The organism is Sphingomonas sp. GW821-FHT09E03, assembly GCF_059416225.1.
Window position 1 is genome coordinate 29,178 of record NZ_JBWKOS010000006.1, and the last position, 16,845, is coordinate 46,022.

The 16,845-nt window shown below is 69.8% G+C and carries 15 protein-coding genes; 11 read left to right on the forward strand and 4 right to left on the reverse strand.

All coding sequences use genetic code 11. The annotated features are described in order from the left end of the window. The first annotated feature begins 137 nt into the window (after positions 1–137). From AC07M8_RS13765 to mmsB, 4 genes are read left to right on the forward strand one after another with little or no spacing between them, the layout of a single operon-like run. Positions 138–1,697 (forward strand): CoA-acylating methylmalonate-semialdehyde dehydrogenase, encoded by a 1,560-nt coding sequence (locus tag AC07M8_RS13765; protein WP_495174901.1) that lies wholly within the window; start codon positions 138–140, stop codon positions 1,695–1,697. Positions 1,698–1,723: 26 nt separating this feature from the next. Next, positions 1,724–2,233: a hypothetical protein gene (locus AC07M8_RS13770; RefSeq protein ID WP_495174902.1), complete on the forward strand. Its 510-nt coding sequence runs from the start codon at positions 1,724–1,726 to the stop codon at positions 2,231–2,233. A gap of 8 nt (positions 2,234–2,241) precedes the next feature. Then, on the forward strand, positions 2,242–3,381 hold the full coding sequence (locus AC07M8_RS13775) for an acyl-CoA dehydrogenase family protein (RefSeq protein WP_495174903.1): 1,140 nt from the start codon (positions 2,242–2,244) through the stop codon (positions 3,379–3,381). Positions 3,382–3,394: 13 nt separating this feature from the next. Beyond that, a complete protein-coding gene (gene mmsB / locus AC07M8_RS13780) occupies positions 3,395–4,267 on the forward strand; it encodes a 3-hydroxyisobutyrate dehydrogenase (RefSeq protein ID WP_495174904.1) in 873 nt (290 codons plus the stop codon). Between the two features lie 33 nt (positions 4,268–4,300). On the opposite strand, the gene AC07M8_RS13785 is transcribed toward mmsB, so the two are convergent. After that, the gene (locus AC07M8_RS13785) at positions 4,301–4,918 is read right to left on the reverse strand and encodes a L,D-transpeptidase family protein (RefSeq protein WP_495174905.1); all 618 of its coding nucleotides are present in this window, start codon (positions 4,916–4,918) and stop codon (positions 4,301–4,303) included. Between the two features lie 207 nt (positions 4,919–5,125). Between AC07M8_RS13785 and AC07M8_RS13790 the strand changes: the two genes are divergently transcribed. Further along, positions 5,126–5,839, forward strand: a complete 714-nt coding sequence (locus AC07M8_RS13790) for a murein L,D-transpeptidase catalytic domain family protein (protein WP_495174906.1) — start codon at positions 5,126–5,128, stop codon at positions 5,837–5,839. 19 nt (positions 5,840–5,858) lie between these two features. Here AC07M8_RS13790 and AC07M8_RS13795 read toward each other — a convergent pair whose 3' ends face one another. After that, positions 5,859–6,902, reverse strand: coding sequence for a glycosyltransferase family 2 protein (locus AC07M8_RS13795; RefSeq protein ID WP_495174907.1), 1,044 nt, complete (start codon positions 6,900–6,902; stop codon positions 5,859–5,861). After that, positions 6,899–9,385 carry a DegT/DnrJ/EryC1/StrS family aminotransferase gene (locus AC07M8_RS13800; protein ID WP_495174908.1) on the reverse strand — a complete coding sequence of 829 codons (2,487 nt, stop codon included), beginning with the start codon at positions 9,383–9,385 and terminating at the stop codon, positions 6,899–6,901. The genes AC07M8_RS13795 and AC07M8_RS13800 overlap by 4 nt, the downstream gene beginning before the upstream one ends. Before the next feature lie 160 nt (positions 9,386–9,545). On the opposite strand from AC07M8_RS13800, the gene AC07M8_RS13805 reads away from it, so the two are divergent. The 4 genes from AC07M8_RS13805 to AC07M8_RS13820 all read left to right on the forward strand — a co-directional run bounded on the left by AC07M8_RS13805 (position 9,546) and on the right by AC07M8_RS13820 (position 14,248). Next, a complete protein-coding gene (locus AC07M8_RS13805) occupies positions 9,546–10,025 on the forward strand; it encodes a MarR family winged helix-turn-helix transcriptional regulator (RefSeq protein WP_495174909.1) in 480 nt (159 codons plus the stop codon). After that, positions 10,022–11,416: an efflux transporter outer membrane subunit gene (locus AC07M8_RS13810; protein ID WP_495174910.1), complete on the forward strand. Its 1,395-nt coding sequence runs from the start codon at positions 10,022–10,024 to the stop codon at positions 11,414–11,416. Before AC07M8_RS13805 ends, AC07M8_RS13810 begins: the two co-directional genes overlap by 4 nt. Then, the gene (locus AC07M8_RS13815) at positions 11,416–12,624 is read left to right on the forward strand and encodes an HlyD family secretion protein (RefSeq protein WP_495174911.1); all 1,209 of its coding nucleotides are present in this window, start codon (positions 11,416–11,418) and stop codon (positions 12,622–12,624) included. The genes AC07M8_RS13810 and AC07M8_RS13815 overlap by 1 nt, the downstream gene beginning before the upstream one ends. An 82-nt stretch (positions 12,625–12,706) precedes the next feature. Continuing rightward, positions 12,707–14,248: a DHA2 family efflux MFS transporter permease subunit gene (locus AC07M8_RS13820; protein WP_495174912.1), complete on the forward strand. Its 1,542-nt coding sequence runs from the start codon at positions 12,707–12,709 to the stop codon at positions 14,246–14,248. A gap of 146 nt (positions 14,249–14,394) precedes the next feature. Here the strand turns inward: AC07M8_RS13820 and AC07M8_RS13825 are convergent, their stop codons facing one another. Then, the gene (locus AC07M8_RS13825; protein ID WP_495174913.1) at positions 14,395–14,625 is read right to left on the reverse strand and encodes a hypothetical protein; all 231 of its coding nucleotides are present in this window, start codon (positions 14,623–14,625) and stop codon (positions 14,395–14,397) included. Positions 14,626–14,761: 136 nt separating this feature from the next. Between AC07M8_RS13825 and AC07M8_RS13830 the strand changes: the two genes are divergently transcribed. Both AC07M8_RS13830 and AC07M8_RS13835 read left to right on the forward strand, forming a co-directional pair. After that, the gene (locus tag AC07M8_RS13830) at positions 14,762–15,472 is read left to right on the forward strand and encodes a response regulator (protein ID WP_267394524.1); all 711 of its coding nucleotides are present in this window, start codon (positions 14,762–14,764) and stop codon (positions 15,470–15,472) included. Between the two features lie 59 nt (positions 15,473–15,531). Continuing rightward, a complete protein-coding gene (locus AC07M8_RS13835) occupies positions 15,532–16,842 on the forward strand; it encodes an ATP-binding protein (RefSeq protein ID WP_495175005.1) in 1,311 nt (436 codons plus the stop codon). Positions 16,843–16,845 lie beyond the last annotated feature (3 nt).

Genomic DNA, 16,845 nt, shown 5'->3' on the forward strand with positions numbered 1-16,845 from the left:
GTTCGGCCATGGATGCTGAACCAAGTTCAGCATGACTGAGGAGTGGAGCAGGCGCGCAGCTGTCGCCGCCAACCGCAAACCCCTTGCCTCGCTCCCCCGACCGGCGCAGAGCCGCCCGAAAAATAGGAGAGCATGCCATGCGCATCATCGACCATCACATCGTGGGTGGCGGCGCCGGATCGAACGTTGGCGGCGGCGGCCCGCACACCGGCGCCACCCGCACCGGTGACGTGTTCGATCCCAACACCGGCCAGGTCCAGGCCACCGTCACCCTCGGCACCCGGGCCGATCTCGACCGCGCGGTCGCCGCCGCGCAGGCCGCCCAGCCCGGCTGGGCCGCGACCAACCCGCAGCGCCGCGCCCGCGTCATGTTCCGCTTCAAGGAACTGGTCGAGGCCAGCATGGACGATCTCGCCCACCTGCTCTCGTCGGAACACGGCAAGGTAATCGCCGATTCCAAGGGCGACATCCAGCGCGGGCTCGAGGTGATCGAATTCGCCTGCGGCATTCCGCATATCCTCAAGGGTGATTACACCCATGGCGCCGGTCCCGGGATCGATGTCTATTCGATGCGCCTGCCGATCGGCATCGGCGCCGGCATCACCCCATTCAACTTCCCCGGCATGATCCCGATGTGGATGTTCGGCGTCGCCATCGCCTGCGGCAACGCCTTCATCCTCAAGCCGTCCGAGCGCGATCCGTCGCTGCCGGTGCGCCTCGCCGAGCTGATGCTCGAGGCCGGCGCGCCCGAGGGCATCCTCCAGGTCGTCCATGGCGACAAGGAGATGGTCGATGCGATCCTCGATCATCCCGCGATCGGCGCGGTCAGCTTCGTCGGCTCGTCCGACATCGCGCATTATGTCTACCGCCGCGGCGTCGAGGCCGGCAAGCGAGTCCAGGCGATGGGCGGCGCCAAGAACCATGGCGTGGTCATGCCCGATGCCGATCTCGACCAGGTCGTCGCCGATCTCGCTGGTGCCGCCTTCGGCTCGGCGGGCGAACGCTGCATGGCGCTGCCGGTGGTGGTGCCGGTCGGCGACAAGACCGCCGACGCGCTCCGCGCCAAGCTGATCCCCGCGATCGACGCGCTGCGCGTCGGCGTCTCCACCGATGCCGAGGCGCATTACGGCCCGGTGGTCAACGCCGCGCACCGCCAGCGCATCGAGCAATGGATCCAGACCGGGGTCGACGAGGGCGCCGAGCTGGTGGTCGACGGCCGCGGCTTCGCGCTCCAGGGCCATGAACAGGGCTTCTTCATCGGCCCCTCGCTGTTCGACCATGTCACCCCGCAGATGAGCGCCTATCAGGAAGAGATCTTCGGCCCGGTGCTGCAGATCGTCCGCGCGCCCGATTTCGAGACCGCGCTGCGCCTGCCGAGCGATCACCAATATGGTAACGGCGTCGCGATCTTCACCCGCAACGGCCATGCCGCGCGCGAGTTCGCGGTGCGGGTCAACGTCGGCATGGTCGGGATCAACGTGCCGATCCCGGTGCCGGTCGCGTACCACAGCTTCGGGGGCTGGAAGCGCTCGGCGTTCGGCGACACCAATCAGCATGGCCTCGAGGGCGTCAAGTTCTGGACCAAGGTCAAGACGGTCACCCAGCGCTGGCCGGACGGCTCGGCGCTCCCCGGCGGCAGCGAGGACGGCGGACCCTCGCGCGTCCAGGATGCGTTCGTCATCCCGACGATGGGCTGACCGGCCCGCAACGGATGAGGACTTCCATGCGCACCCACCTGACCGCGACCCTGCCGATCGCCACCGCCCTGCTGCTCGCCGCCTGCGGCGGTGGTGGCGCTGCGGGGGGCAATGGCTCGTCGCAGGCCGAGCCCGCGGCGGCGCAGGCCCAGTCGCAGCCCGACGATCTGATGGAGGACCAGCAGAATACGCTGGTGCCGGTCGCGGCGCCGTCGCCGAGCCCGGTGGCCGGCATCCCCGCGGGCTTCCAGGGCCGCTGGGGCCTCACCGACAGTGATTGCGAACCCGGCCGCGCCGACGCCAAGGGGCTGATGACGATCGCCGGCGACAAGCTCTCCTTCTACGAATCGCGCGGCACCGCAACCGGCATCAAGGCGATCGCCGCGACCACGCTCACCTTCACCCTCCCGGTCAGCGGCGAAGGCCAGACCTGGAACGAGGCGACCACGCTCACCCTGCTCGACGAGGGCAAGACGCTCCAGCGTCAGGTCGCCAAACCGGCAGGCTCCTTCCGCTATTCGCGCTGCCCCAGCTGAGGACCATCATGCAATTCGACCTCACCGACGATCAGCGCGAGATCCAGGAGCTCGCGCGCCGCTTCACCGCCGATCGGATCACGCCGCATGCGGCCGAATGGGACGAGAAGCACATCTTCCCGCGGCCGACGATCAAGGCCGCCGCTGATCTCGGCTTCGCCGCGATCTACGTCTCGGAAGGATCCGGCGGCATCGCGCTCGGCCGGCTCGAGGCGGCGCTGATCATGGAGGCGATGGCCTACGGCTGCCCGTCGACCTCCGCCTTCATCTCGATCCACAACATGGCGAGCTGGATGATCGACCGGTTCGGCTCGGCGAGCGTCAAGGCCAAATACCTGCCCGATCTCGTCACCATGGATCGCCTCGCGAGCTATTGCCTGACCGAGCCGGGCTCGGGCTCGGACGCTGCCGCGCTCAAGACCCGCGCGGTGCGCGACGGCGACGACTATATCGTCACCGGCACCAAGCAGTTCATCTCGGGCGCCGGCGAGAATGAGGTCTATGTCACCATGGTCCGCACGGGTGAGGAGGGCCCCAAGGGCATTTCCGCGCTGGTGATCGAGAAGGGCATGGCCGGCGTCAGCTTCGGCGCGCAGGAGAAGAAGCTCGGCTGGCATTCGCAGCCGACCGCGCAGGTCATGTTCGACAATGTCCGGGTGCCCGCCGAGAACCTCGTCGGCGCCGAGGGCGAGGGCTTCCGCATCGCGATGATGGGGCTCGACGGCGGCCGGCTCAACATCGGCGCCTGCAGCCTCGGCGGCGCCCAGCGCTGCCTCGACGAGGCGATCCGCTATACCAAGGACCGCCAGCAATTCGGCAAGCCGATCGCCGATTTCCAGAACACCCAATTCACCCTCGCCGACATGGCGACCGAGCTCGAGGCCGCGCGCGCGCTGCTCTACATGGCGGCCGCCAAGGTCACCGCCAACGCGCCGGACAAGACCCGCTTCGCCGCCATGGCCAAGCGCCTCGCCACCGACACCGGCTCGGCCGTGGTCGATCGCGCGCTGCAATTGCACGGCGGCTACGGCTATCTGCAGGACTATCCGATCGAGCGCTTCTGGCGCGATCTGCGCGTCCATTCGATCCTCGAGGGCACCAACCAGGTGATGCGGATGATCGTCGGCCGCGACCTCACCCGCCAGTAATCAGGAGATACTTATGGCACGCGTCGCCTTCATCGGCCTCGGCAACATGGGCGGCGGCATGGCCGCCAATCTCGCCGCCAAAGGCCATGACGTTCGCGCCTTCGACCTCAGCGAGCCCGCGCTCGCCAGGGCGGAAGCGGCTGGCTGTCTCCGCGCGGCCAGCGCCGCCGCAGCGATCGAGGGCGCCGAGGCGGTGATCACCATGCTCCCCGCCGGCAGCCATGTCGCGGGCGTCTATGCCGACGCGATCTTCGCCGGCGCGGCGCCATCGGCGGTGCTGATCGATTGCTCGACGATCGACGTCGCCACCGCGCGGCGCCTCGGCGAGGAGGCCGCGACCCGCGGGTTCGCCGCGGTCGATGCGCCGGTCTCGGGCGGGATCGCCGCCGCCCAGGCGGGCACGCTCACCTTCATGGTCGGCGGCAGCGCGGAAGGCTTCGAGCGCGCCCGTCCGTTCCTCGACGCCATGGGCAAGGCGGTGATCCACGCCGGCGCGAGCGGTGCCGGCCAGGCCGCCAAGATGTGCAACAACATGATCCTCGGCGCGACCATGATCGCCACCTGCGAGGCGTTCGCGCTCGCCGACAAGCTCGGGCTCGACGCGCAGCGCTTCTACGACATCGCCTCGGTCAGCTCGGGCCAGAGCTGGTCGATGACCACCTATTGCCCGGTCCCCGGCGTCGGCCCCGAGACGCCCGCCGATCGCGATTACCAGGGCGGGTTCGCGGCGGCGCTGATGCTCAAGGACCTGCGCCTCGCGATGCAGGCCGCCGACCAGGCCGGCGCCACCGTGGCGCTGTCCAGCGAGGCAACCGAACTCTACGAGCGCTTCGTCGCCGCCGGGCAGGGCGACACCGATTTCTCCGCCATCATCCGCACGCTCTAGGCGGGCGGGCGAGGGGGCACGGCGGGCGGGCCGTTACTGCCCGGCACCCATCAGCTGGTCGCCATTGGCATTGGCGGTCTCGGTGCTCGAATCATAGGGCACCGGCGGCGACCACCCTTCGCCGGCGGGAAGATCGGTTACCTCCACCATGCTGCCGACGCTGGTCACCGCGAACAGCTTCTTGGCGAACGCGGTCGGCACCCGGATGCAGCCGTGGCTCGCGGGGAAGCCGGGGTTGTTGCCGGCATGGATGGCGACGCCATCCCAGGTCAGCCGCTGCATGAACGGCATCGGCGCGGAATCGTACAGGTTGCTCTTGTGGCTCTCCTCCTTCTGGAGGATCGGGAACACGCCGACGGGCGTCTCCTTGCCATCCTTGCCGGTGGAGACGGTCGACGCCGCGATCAGCTTCTCGCCGCGATAGACATAGGCCTTCTGGTCGGCGATCGAGATCACCACGCTGACCGGCTGCATCGAGGCGCCATCGGCCCAGACGAACTTGTTGGGGCCGAGCGTGGTGGCCTCGCCCGCTACCGCGACTCCGGAGTCGCCGCCGCCACCGCCGTTCGCCGCCGTAGCCGGCGCCGCGAGCACGCTCGCCGGCGCGATGATGAAAAGCGCCGCGCCGCAAGCGGCAAGCAATTTCTTCATCTTTTCAGTTCCTTCGTAACCCAGAAGACTCGCCGGCCCAACGCACCGCGGCCGGGTTGGTGCCATCGCCCGGGTCGGCCAGGCGGAGGCCGCAATGCGGCCAATGGAGGGAGCGCTGCGGCAACCTGCGGATAAGGTTGCGGAAATTTAAGGTAGAAAATGCTATATAAAGTCTCGCGGGAAACGACCGGGGCTTAGATTAACTCGATGATGAACGAGCGTGATGTGGCGCGTGATCGGCGCGCGATCGTGAAGAACGGCCTGCTGCTGGCAGGCGTGTTGGCCGTGCCGGGCACCGTGTCTGCCGCCGCACGCAAGTTGACGCAGCGTGATCTGAGGCCGATCGGCGAACCACCGGTGCCGGCACCGCGTGCGATCGCCGTCGCGGCCCGTCCGATCACCTCGCCCAAGGTTGTCCGCCCCGATCTGATGCGCCAGGCGATGGCCGCGCTCGATCGCCACGGCAACCGCATCAGCCACCGCGACCGGATCGCAATCGCCGACATGTCGGCGCCGTCGGGCCAGGCGCGCTTCCACCTCGTCGATCTCGCCAACGGCAAGAGCCAGTCGTTCCTGGTCGCGCACGGCAGCGGCTCGGATCCCTCGCACACCGGCTATCTGCAGCGCTTCTCCAACGCCGAGAATTCCAACGCCAGCTGCGAAGGCGCGTTCGTCACCGCCGATTATTACGTCGGCAAGCACGGCCGCTCGCAGCGCCTGATCGGCCTCGACCGCACCAACGACAACGCGCTCGCCCGCGCCATTGTCGTTCACTCGGCTTGGTATGCCAACGCCGACATGATCAAGTCGCACGGCATGCTCGGCCGCAGCCAGGGCTGCTTCGCAGTCGGCGAAGGCGAGCTCGACAAGGTCTTCGCGCTGCTCGGCCCGGGCCGGATGATCTACTCCGCCAAGGTGTGACGGGGGGGCGCTCCCTCGTCTACTGACGCCACCGCCGCACCGCGCCGACCGCGCCGCTCCACAGCAGCGTCTCCACCCCCGCATAACCCAGCCCGAGATGCGCCGGCCGCGCCGCGAGCACGTCGGCGACGCTCACATTCCCCGTGCGCAGCCCGGCGCGGCCGATCGCGCGCCAGCGGCGGGCGGTTTCCCAGCGGATCAGCCTGAGGCTCTCGGCATCGGGCCGCGCCGCGGCGACGAACGCCGCCTGCAGCGTCGTGATCGCCGCGCCCAGGCGGATCAGCGTCGCGCGGTCGGGCACCGGCAGCCTCGCCATATTGTGCCGCACCAGCAGCTGCGCCGCCGCCTCGCTGCCGTCGCCGAGCACGGGCCGATAGCGATCGGCGAGCACCTGCGTCGCGCTCGTTTCCATCGCGTCAACGAAGCGCTTGGAAATGCCGCCCGCGTGCTGGCGATAGAGCAGCAGCGGCGTGTCCAGTCGGGCGACCCCGCCGCGCGCGGCGATGCGGTGATAGAGATCGAAATCCTCGGCATAGAGCACCTCGGGCCGGGTGAACGGCGTCAACGCCCGCGCCGCGCTGCCGCGCACCATCACGGTCGACCACACCAGCGGATTCTCGATCCACAATAGCCAGGCGATCAGCGCCGGGGTGGTGTGCGGTGCATGCTGCATTGCCGATACCTGCCCGTTGGCGAGCTGCTCGGCCTGGGTGCCGAGCAGCACCACATCGGGATGCGCCTCCAGATAGGCGACCTGCCGCGCCAGCCGCTCGGGCCGGCACAGATCGTCCTGGTCGAGCCCCGCAATATAGCGGCCGCGCGCCGCAGCGACACCGCGGTTGCGCGCCTTCACCGGGCCGCCATTCTCCGGCTGTTCGAGCAGCCGCACCCGCGGGTCCGGCCAGCCGCGCACCAGCGCGCGCGTGTCGTCGCTCGAGCCGTCGTCGATCACGATCGCCTCGAAATCGGTGAGGGTCTGCCGGCCCAGGCTGTCCAGCGTCGCGCCGATCAGCCCGGCCCCATTGTACGCCGGGATGACGACGCTCACGATCGGATCGGTCATGCCGCGGCGCGGGCTTCCACATCGAGCAACTGGTCGACGATCATCTGGCCGACGTCATTCTGCCACAGCCACAGCCCGTTGGCCTGGCCGGTGAAGCTCGCCTCGCCGCCGAGCGATCCCCAGGGCACGAACCCCGCCGACAGGCCGATACCAAAGGCACCGGGCACCGGCCGGTCATGCGCGTCGAGCAGCCGGCAATGCTTGTCCACCATCGGCCGCCCCGCTTCCCAGGCGAGCGCCAGCGGCGTGCCGTCGCTCGCGAACAGTGGCAGCGACAGCGGCCGATAGCCGAGCGCGCCGATGACCAGGTCGGCTCGCTCGATCAGCGCCCGGGCCGCAGGATCGTCGTCGCCATCGATCCGGTGCGTCGCCACCCGCGGATCAGGCGTGCGCCCGCCGAGCGCCAGCATCCGCAGCACCAGCTCGCGCGATTCGAGCCGCAACCCGGCCAGGCGCAGCACGAAGCCGCTCACCGGACAGATGTCGTCATCGTCGAAATCGTGAAAGCCGTCGGCATGCGCGGCCTCGCACGTCGGGTAGAAGGGCTTCAGCGGCTGGCGATGGAGCAGCGTCACCGCCCCGGCGCCGAACGCGAACGCCGGGTTCGCCTTGAGCAGCAGCACCGCCGCGGCGATCGCGCTGGTCGAGGCGCCGACGATCGCCACCCGCGGTGCCGGTCGCACCGCCAGCCGATCGCGGACTGCCTCGACGCCGCCGAGGCGCAGCAAGCTATCCGATCCGATCAGCCGCTCGCCGGCAAGATCGCCCAGCCGGGCGCCCGCCACCTGCTTGTCGGCGACATGCGCCAGCGGCTGGTGCCCGCCGGTCGCGACCACGATCGTATCGGACAGGAGCACGCGGCTGTCGCCATCGGGCGTGTGCAGCGTCGTTCGCCAGCGGCCATCGGTGGTACGCTGCGCGCCGGTCGCCTCATGCCCGGTCAGCACCGTGCCGCCTTGCTCGGTGACAATCCCCGCCAGCCGGTCGGCGGTGGCGTCGAGCAGCGGCGCCGCTTCGGTCAGCGGCGCGCCGAGCGCGCCGATGTAGCGTGCCATCCGTTGCCCCGCCGGGTGATGCTCGAGCGCCGCCAGCGCCGGATCGGGATGGTTCTTCACCGCGCTGAGGAAGGTCTCGGCCGTGGTATCGGAGGTGATCGCATAGCCGCCGATCCGGCCGGCGCCGAGCCGCGGCCCGCGCTCGACGATCGCCAGCCCGGCGCGGGCGAGCGGCGCGAGCTTGCCCTGCTTGCTCGCCGCGGTCAGCATCGCGGTGCCCGCCGGGCCGCCGCCGATCACCACCGTGCCATGGTCGCTCGTCGTCATCCTGTCTCCCACCCGCTGCGCCTGCGCATCGGCGACCCGCTCGATCGCCGCCACCAGCCGGCCGGCGATCACGCCGGCGTCGGCAGGGGTCATCGCGTCGGTGATCGGCAGCGACAGCATCCGCGCGCCGATCGCGTCCGCCACCGGGGTCGGCTCGATCATCGCGGTGGTGCGCAGATAGGGCTGCTCGCCGAGATGCGGGCTGAAATATTGGCCGCTGCCGATCCCCTCGGCTGCCAGCGTCGCGGCGATCGTGGCGCGGTGCGGCGCCAGGGCAGGGGGCAGCAGCACCGGCATGAACTGCGTCGCCTGCCGTCGGCCGGTCGAGCGCTGCAACCCGAAGCCGTCGAGCGCGGCGCGATAGGCGGCGTCGATCGCGGCACGGTGGTCGCATACCGCATCGATCTCGCCGAGCTTGGCGCGCGCCATCAGCGCGATCACCTCGGGCAATTTGGCGTTGATGCCGGGCAGGGTGGCGGTACGCCCGGCCTCGAAGCCGAAGTTGATCATGCTGCGCAGCTGATCCACCAGCCGCGCGTCGCCGCTGTACACCAGCCCGCCCTCGGCGACCGCGAAGGTCTTGGTGGCATGCATCGAATAGACGATCGCGAACGGCGCGCCGGTGCCGAAGCCGCGGCCGGCGTCGTCGATGGTGCCGAGCGACGCCGCGGCGTCGATTACCACGCCGACGTCATGGTGCCGCGCCAGCCAGGCATAGCGGTCGAGGTCGATCGCGGTGCCGAAGGTCGCATAGGGCACGATCACGCCGATCCGCGCGCCATGGCGGCGCAGCAGCGCCTCTTCCTGCTTCGGGTCGGCGGTCCAGCCATCGGGCTCGACGTCGCACACCAAAGGGGTGAGCCCCACCCAGTCGGCGGCTTGGGCGGTGGCGGCAAAGGTCAGTGCCGGCATCAGCGCCAGCGTTCCGGGCTTGGGCCGCATCCCCGCCGCCTGGCGGATCGCGACCATCAGCCCCAGCGTGGCGTTGCACACCGCGAGGCTGGCGCCCTCGCCGCCGAACATCGTCGCGGTAATCTCGGCCTCGAACGCGCGCACCTCCGGGCCATTGTTGCTGAACACGCCGGATTGCTCGACGCGCCGGAGCCCATCGACATGCTCGCTCAGTCGCGGCGGCCGGGGGGCTATCAGCGGGTATCTCATCGGGCGAACGTCCTGCAGCGGTCGCCCCTTTCCTAAAAAGGTGCCCCTAAGAAGCCGTTACCCGTGGTTTACCACTCTTTGCGAATCGCGTTTGTCCGCCGTTGCAGCAACATAGCGACACGCTATTGACTGCCTGGGCAATGGTTGCCAAGGCAACGACATGGGTTTCTACTCCGAATCGTCCTCGCCTGAATTCTGTCAGGACAATTCGATCGGCTATCTGTCGCGTCGCGTGTTCCAGCTCGCGCAGGTCAATCTCGAGCAGGTGTTCGCGCCCGAGGGGATCAGCTACATGCAATGGGCGGCGCTGTCCTCGGTACGCACCGGCCAGGGTGCCACCTGCGCCGAGCTCGCGCGCGACATCGCTTATGACAAGGGTGCGACGACGCGGCTGGTTGATGCGCTGGAGGCGAACGGCTGGGTGACGCGCCACCGCGACGCCGATGATCGCCGCCTCGTCAATCTCGCGTTGACGCCCGCCGGCACCGCGATCGCCCAGCGCTGCCGCAGTCGCGTCATCCAGCTCTGGAACGGCTGGCTAAGTGACTGGGAAGAAACGGAAGTCAATCAGCTGATCCGGCTTCTCCAGCGCCTCCGCGGCACCCTTCAGCAGGCCGCAACCGATAGGTCATTTGCGTGAACTTAGCCAAGTTATCCCCAGCGTTGCTGCTCGCCGGCTGCGCCATCCCGCACACCCAGCCGGCGGTCGCGCCGGTCGCCCCCACCAGCCTCGGCCTCGCTACCGAAGCCGCGCCGGCGATCAGCGAGCGCTGGTGGGCAGGCTTCGCCGATCCGCAGCTCGATCGCATCGTCGATGAGGCCACCGCAGGCAACCCGACGCTGGCGGCGGCGCTCGCGCGCATCGCCCAGGCCCAGGCGGTGCTCTCCAGCCGGCGGGCGGACAACGGCCCGGACGTGACGCTCGACGCCAACGAGCAATATGCCCGGCTGTCGGGCCGCTACACCATCCCGCCGCCTTATGCCGGGACCACCCGGTTCGTCGGCCAGGGCCTCGCCAACCTCAACTGGAACCTCGATCTGTTCGGCCGCCAGAAAGCGGCGATCGAGGGTGCGCGCGCTTCCACCCGCGCCGCCGCGCTCGATCTCGCCGCGGCGCGGCTCGCGATCGCCGGATCGGTGGTGCAGACCTATATCGATCTCGCCCGCGCCGAGAATGAGGCCGCGCTCGCCCGCCAGTCGATCGCCACCCGCGAGAATTCGCTGCGCCTCACCAACATCCAGATCCGCAACAAGCTGGCGAGCAACCTCCAGGCCGCCGCCGCGCAAACGCTGCTCGCGCAGGCGCAGGGCGAGCTGGTTCGCGCCACCGGCGCCCGCGCGATCGCCGCCAACGCGCTCGCCGCGCTGGCCGGCCGCGGTACTGATTATGCCGCCGCGCTGGCGCCCACCGCGATGCGGCTCGCCGCCGCGCTGCCGCTGCCGGCGCAGGTTCCCGCCGATCTGCTCGCCCGCCGGCCGGACATCGCCGCCGCCCAGGCGCGGATCGATGCCGCGGTCGCCGGCCGCCGCGTCGCTCGCCAGGCCTTCTATCCTAACATCAACCTTGCCGCGATGGGCGGTTTCCAGGCGCTGGGGATCGGCAATCTGTTCAGCCTCGATGCCGGCACGGTCGGCGCCGGCCCGGCGATCCACCTGCCGCTGTTCGACAATGGCCGGCTCAAGGCCGATTATGCCGGCGCCACCGCCGCGCTCGATCTCGCCACCGCCGATTACAACGACCGCGTGATCGGCGCGGTGCGCGAGGCGGCCGACGCGATCGCGCTGGTCGCCAACCTCGCCGCCCAGCGCGACCGCAACGCCGCCGTCGTCCGCGGCTTCGCCGAAACCAACCGATTGAACGCGATCCGCATCTCGAGCGGGCTGGAGAGCCGGCTCGACGTGGTCGACAACGACATCCGCCTGCTCGACGCCCAGCTCGCCCAGACCAACCTCGCCGCCGATGCGGCCCGCCAGCGCGTCGCGCTGGTGCTGGCGCTCGGTGGCGGCTTCACTCCCCAGGAATCCCGCTGATGACCGACAATCGCGCTCCCGATCAGGCCTCGGATAACCAGCCGGCACCTGCGCCCGCGCCGCCGCCACCCCCGCCGCCGGCCAAGGGCAATGCCAAGGGCCGCAAGCGCTGGCTGCTGGTGCTCGGCGTCATCGTCGTCATTGGCCTGATCGTCTGGGCGGTGTTCCACTTCCTGCTCGCCAAGCCCGAGGAGGAGACCGACGACGCCTATGTCGCCGGCGACGTCATCGCCATCACCGCGCGTGATCCCGGCCAGATCACCGCGATCCACGCCGACAATACCCAGACGGTGAAGGCCGGCCAGCCGCTGCTCGACCTCGACGCCGCGACCGCCGACGTCAACCTCGCCGCCGCCGAGGCCGATCTCGCCAAGGCGGTGCGCGCCACCCGCGCCGATTTCTCGCAGGTCAATGCGAGCGGCGCCTCGGTGGTCCAGGCGCGCGCTTCGCTCAGCGCCGCCACCGCCGATTACGCCCGTCGCCAAGGCGCCGCGGCGCAGGGCGCGATTTCGGGGGAGGAACTCGCCCATGCCGCCGATGCGGTGAAGGTCGCCCGCGCCAACCTCAATCTCGCGATCAGCCAGCAGGCGCAGTCGCGCTCGGCGGTGCAGGGCACCAGCACCTCGAACAACCCCGCGGTGCTCGCCGCGATCGCCGCCTACCGCCGCGCCGCGATCGTCCGCAGCCACATGCACATCGCCGCGCCGATCGACGGCGTCGTCGCCCAGCGCACCGTGCAGATCGGCCAGCAGGTCGCGCCGGGCACGCCGCTGATGGCGGTGGTGCCGCTCAACCGCGTGTGGATCGACGCCAACTTCCGCGAGACCCAGCTCAAGGACCTGCGCATCGGCCAGCCCGCGACCGTGACCTCGGACACCTATGGCGGCGACGTGGTCTATCACGGCAAGGTGATCGGCGTCGGCGCCGGCTCGGGCAATGCCTTCGCGCTGCTGCCGCCGCAGAATGCCAGCGGCAACTGGATCAAGATCGTCCAGCGCGTGCCGGTGCGCATCGCGCTTGACGTCCGCGAACTGCAGCGCAGCCCGCTGCGCGTCGGCCTGTCGGTCGACGTCACCGTGGACACCGCCAACGTCTCGGGCGCGCTGCTCGGCGAGCCCGCCACCCAGGCCTATCAGGGCCGCGCCACCGACGGCAACGATCCCGCCGTCGAAGCCAGGATTCGCCAGATCATCGCGGCCAACCGGTGAGCCGCGTGGCCCCGTCATCCTGCCTTTCCTCTGGGCAGAGCGGCGAGCCGGCGCGGTCGGCGCAGCGCGCGGGTGACGCCTGATGGCCTCCGCTCCTCCCCAGCAAGCCCCGCTCACCGGCGGCAAGCTCGGCATCGTCGCCTTCGCGCTGGCGCTCGGCACCTTCATGATGGTGCTCGACACCACCATCGCCAACGTCTCGCTGACCACCATCGCCGGCAATCTCGGCGTCTCCAGCGACAACAGCACCTGGATCATCACCGCCTTCGCGGTGGCGAACGGCGTCGCGGTGCCGCTCACCGGCTGGCTGATGGGCCGGTTCGGCGTGGTCCGCACCTTCTGCACCGCGGTGGCGTTGTTCACGCTCGCCTCCTTCCTGTGCGGCATCGCCTGGAGCCTGCAGTCGCTGATCTTCTTCCGCATCCTCCAAGGTGCGGTGTCGGGCCCGATGATGCCCGGCAGCCAGGCGCTGCTGATCTCGGTGTTCCCGCCCGACAAGCGCTCGACCGCGCTTGGCGTCTGGTCGATGACGACGCTGGTCGGCCCGGTGATGGGCCCGATCCTCGGCGGCTACATTTCCGACAATTACCATTGGAGCTGGATCTTCCTGATCAACGTGCCGTTCGGCATCTTCACCGCTTTGGTATGCTGGAACGGCCTCAAGAGTCGCGAGACGCCCACCCGCAAGCTGCCGATCGACACCGTCGGCCTCGGCCTGCTCGTCACCTGGGTCGGCGCGCTGCAGATCATGCTCGATCTCGGCAAGAATGCCGATTGGTTCAACGATCCGGCGATCTGCGTGCTCGCGGTGATCGCGGTGATCGGCTTCCTCGCCTGGGTGATCTGGGAACTGACCGACGCCAACCCCGCGGTCGATCTGTCGCTGTTCAAGAGCCGCAATTTCGCGATCGGCAACATCGCCTTCTGCCTCGGCTATGCGGTGTTCTTCGCCAACATCCTGATCCTGCCGCTCTGGCTGCAGACCCAGGTCGGCTATACCGCGACCTGGGCGGGGCTGATCGCCGCGCCGAGCGGCATGGTCGCGGTGGTGCTGTCGCCGTTCGCGGCCAGGCTGTCGGGCAAGGTCGACGCGCGGATCATGGCGACGATCTCGTTTCTCGCCTTCGGCCTCTCCTATTGGATGCGCTCAGGGTATACGCCGAGCGCCAGCGCCTATGATTTCATGCTGCCGCTCGCCGTCCAGGGCGTGGCGATGAGCATCTTCTTCCTGTCGATGCTCACCATCTCGCTGGACAAGATCCCGCCCCAGCAACTGCCGTCGGCGACCGGCCTGTCCAACTTCGCCCGCATCGTCGCCGGCTCGTTCGCCGCCTCGATCATCACCACGGCGTGGGACCGGCGCGAGGCGCTGCACCAGAGCCGACTCGCTGAGGCGATCGGCCAGGGCATGCCGCTGCAGATGGCGTTCCAGTCGCTGCAGAAGCTGGGCATGACCTCCACCCAGGCGGCAGGCGCGGTGACGCGGCAGATGGTCCAGCAGGCCTATTTGCTCGCTTCCACCGATCTGTTCAGGCTGTCCGCCTGGCTGTGCGTGGGGCTGACGATCATCGTCTGGTTCACCCGCCGGCCGGGAGCGATCAGCGGGCATGTGGCGGCGGATTGAGGTTGTTCGCATCGGCCAGCAAGTGAGGGCCGCGCTCCTCGGTCAAAGGCAGAGCGCGACCCTCACCTGTGTTGCTGAACGTTGCCGAAAGTATCCCGTTCCGCGCCGGCCCCGGGGGGGGAAGAGGCAAGGCGCGGAACGAGAAGTCAGTCGCGCGCGGTGACGGCGGCGAGCGGATTGGCGCGAAGCTTGTCGTTGGCGGCGATCGTCTGCGCCTTGGTCTTGCAGAAATAGACCGGCGCGTGGCTGCCGATCTTGCCGGCGGGCATGTGCACCTGCTGCTTGGTGCAGCCAGCGGCGACCTTGGCGTCGGTCGGTGCGGCAAGGGCAGGGGCGGCGGTCAGCAGCGCGGCGGCGGTCAGGGCAATGCGAATCATGGGTCATCTCCTCGGGGATGGTCTTGCCTGCATCATCTAAGTCCCCGTGATTGCGGGCCATTGGCCGGCCCGTGACGAAGTGTGTCCTCCGCGCCGCCGCGTTGACCCCCGCCGGCACCGCGCCTACCTCTGGGCCATGACCGCCCCTACCATCCTCCTGGTCGAGGACGATCCCGCACTCCGGACCCTCACCACCCGCGCGCTTCAGGAAAACGGCTACACCGTGCGCCCCGCCTCCGCGGCGCCCGAGATGTGGCTGGCGCTCGACGCCGGCCCCGTCGACCTGATCCTGCTCGACATCATGCTGCCCGGCACCAGCGGCATCGATCTGTGCCGCAGCCTGCGTCAGAAGAGCGACGTCCCGATCATCTTCATCAGCGCCAAGGGCAGCGAGACCGACCGGGTGGTCGGGCTTGAGCTCGGCGCCGACGATTATCTCGCCAAGCCATTCGGCACCCGTGAGCTGATCGCCCGGGTCCGCGCGGTGCTGCGCCGCGGCAGCCTCGATCGCAGCCAGGGCGAGCGCGAGCAGGGCGTGCTCACCTTCGCCGGCTGGACGGTGACGCTGCCGCGCCGCGAGCTGAAATCGCCGACCGGCGCGATCGTCGATCTCACCGGCGCCGAGTTCGACCTGCTGGTCAGCCTCGCCGACCATGCCGGCCGGGTGATCGCGCGCGAGCGGCTGATCGAGCTGTCGCGCACCCGCCTCGGCGACAGTTCGGATCGCAGCATCGACGTGCTGGTCAGCCGCCTGCGCCGCAAGCTGTCGAGCGCGGGCAACGAGGCGCCGATCATCACCGTCCGCGGCGTCGGCTACATGTTCAACACCGAGGTCACGCGCGTATGATCCGGGACCAAGGCTCCGGTGGCCAATGATCCGGCGTGGCTGATGGCACCTTGCGGCCATTGAAGCGGCTGGTGCGCCCCTCGATCGGCCTGATCGGCCAGATCGTCGCCATCCTGCTGCTGACGATGGTGATCGAGTTCGGCGTCAGCACGCTGCTCTACGAGCGCGCCAGCCAGTTCGCGGTGCGCGACGACGAGGCGCGCCGGCTCGCCGAGCATCTGGTGATCGCGCGCCGGCTGGTCGCCGAGCAGCCTGCCTCCAACCGCGCGCAGATGGCGGAGGATCTCACCACCGAGCGCTACGCGATGCACTGGCAGCGCGCGCTACCGCCGCCGCCGCCGATCGCGCCGGCGCTCGACAGCATGCGCCACCAGGTGGTCGAGTGGGAGCCGTCGCTCGCCGAAAGCGATATCCGGCTGCGCCTGCTGCGCCCGGGCCGCAGCTCGGTGGTCAGTGGCGGGGTGCGGCTGACCGATGGCAGCTGGCTCTATTTCCGCACCCTCGAGCCGATCCACAACCTCAACCTCGCCGCCGAGCGGATCGCGCTGGCGCTGATCCCGGCGCTCGCGCTGATGATCCTCGGCGGGCTGCTGATCCGCCACGCGTTGCGGCCGATGCGCCAGCTCGCGGTCGCCGCCGACAGCTTCGGCGACGGTGCGCACGAGGCGGTGCCCGAGGCAGGGCCGGCCGACGTTCGCCGCGTCGTCGCTGCATTCAACCGGATGCAGGCGCGGATCCAGCGGCTGATCGCCGATCGCACCCAGGCGCTCGCCGCGGTCGGCCACGACCTGCGCACGCCGCTCGCGCGCCTGCGCCTGCGCACCGAACGCGTCACCGACACCGAGATCCGCACCGCGATCGACCATGACATCGCCGAGATGGAGGCGATGGTCGCCTCGCTGCTCGCCTTCCTCGGCGGCGGCAGCGACCCCGAGCAGCCGGCGCTGACCGATGTCGCGGTGCTCGCGGCGACCCTCATCGACGGTGTCGAGGATCGCGGCCTCGAGGGCCGCTACGTCGGCCCGGATCATTGCGAGATCACCGTCCGCCCCACCGCGCTCAAGCGCGCGCTCGGCAACCTCGTCGACAATGCGCTCCATTATGCCGGCAGCGTCACGCTGGCGATCGACAGCACGCCCGCAGGCGTCACCTTCCGCGTCGAGGACGATGGCCCGGGCATTCCCGACGAGGCGCTGCGCCGCGTGCTCGATCCCTTCGTCCGCCTCGACACCGCGCGCCCGCGCGACACCGTCGGCTTCGGCCTCGGCCTGCCGATCGTCGCCCGCATCGTCGACACCGAGGGCGGCACGCTGACCCTCGCCAACCGCCGCGAAGGCGGCCTGCGCGCGGCGATCTTCCTGCCGCGCTGATCC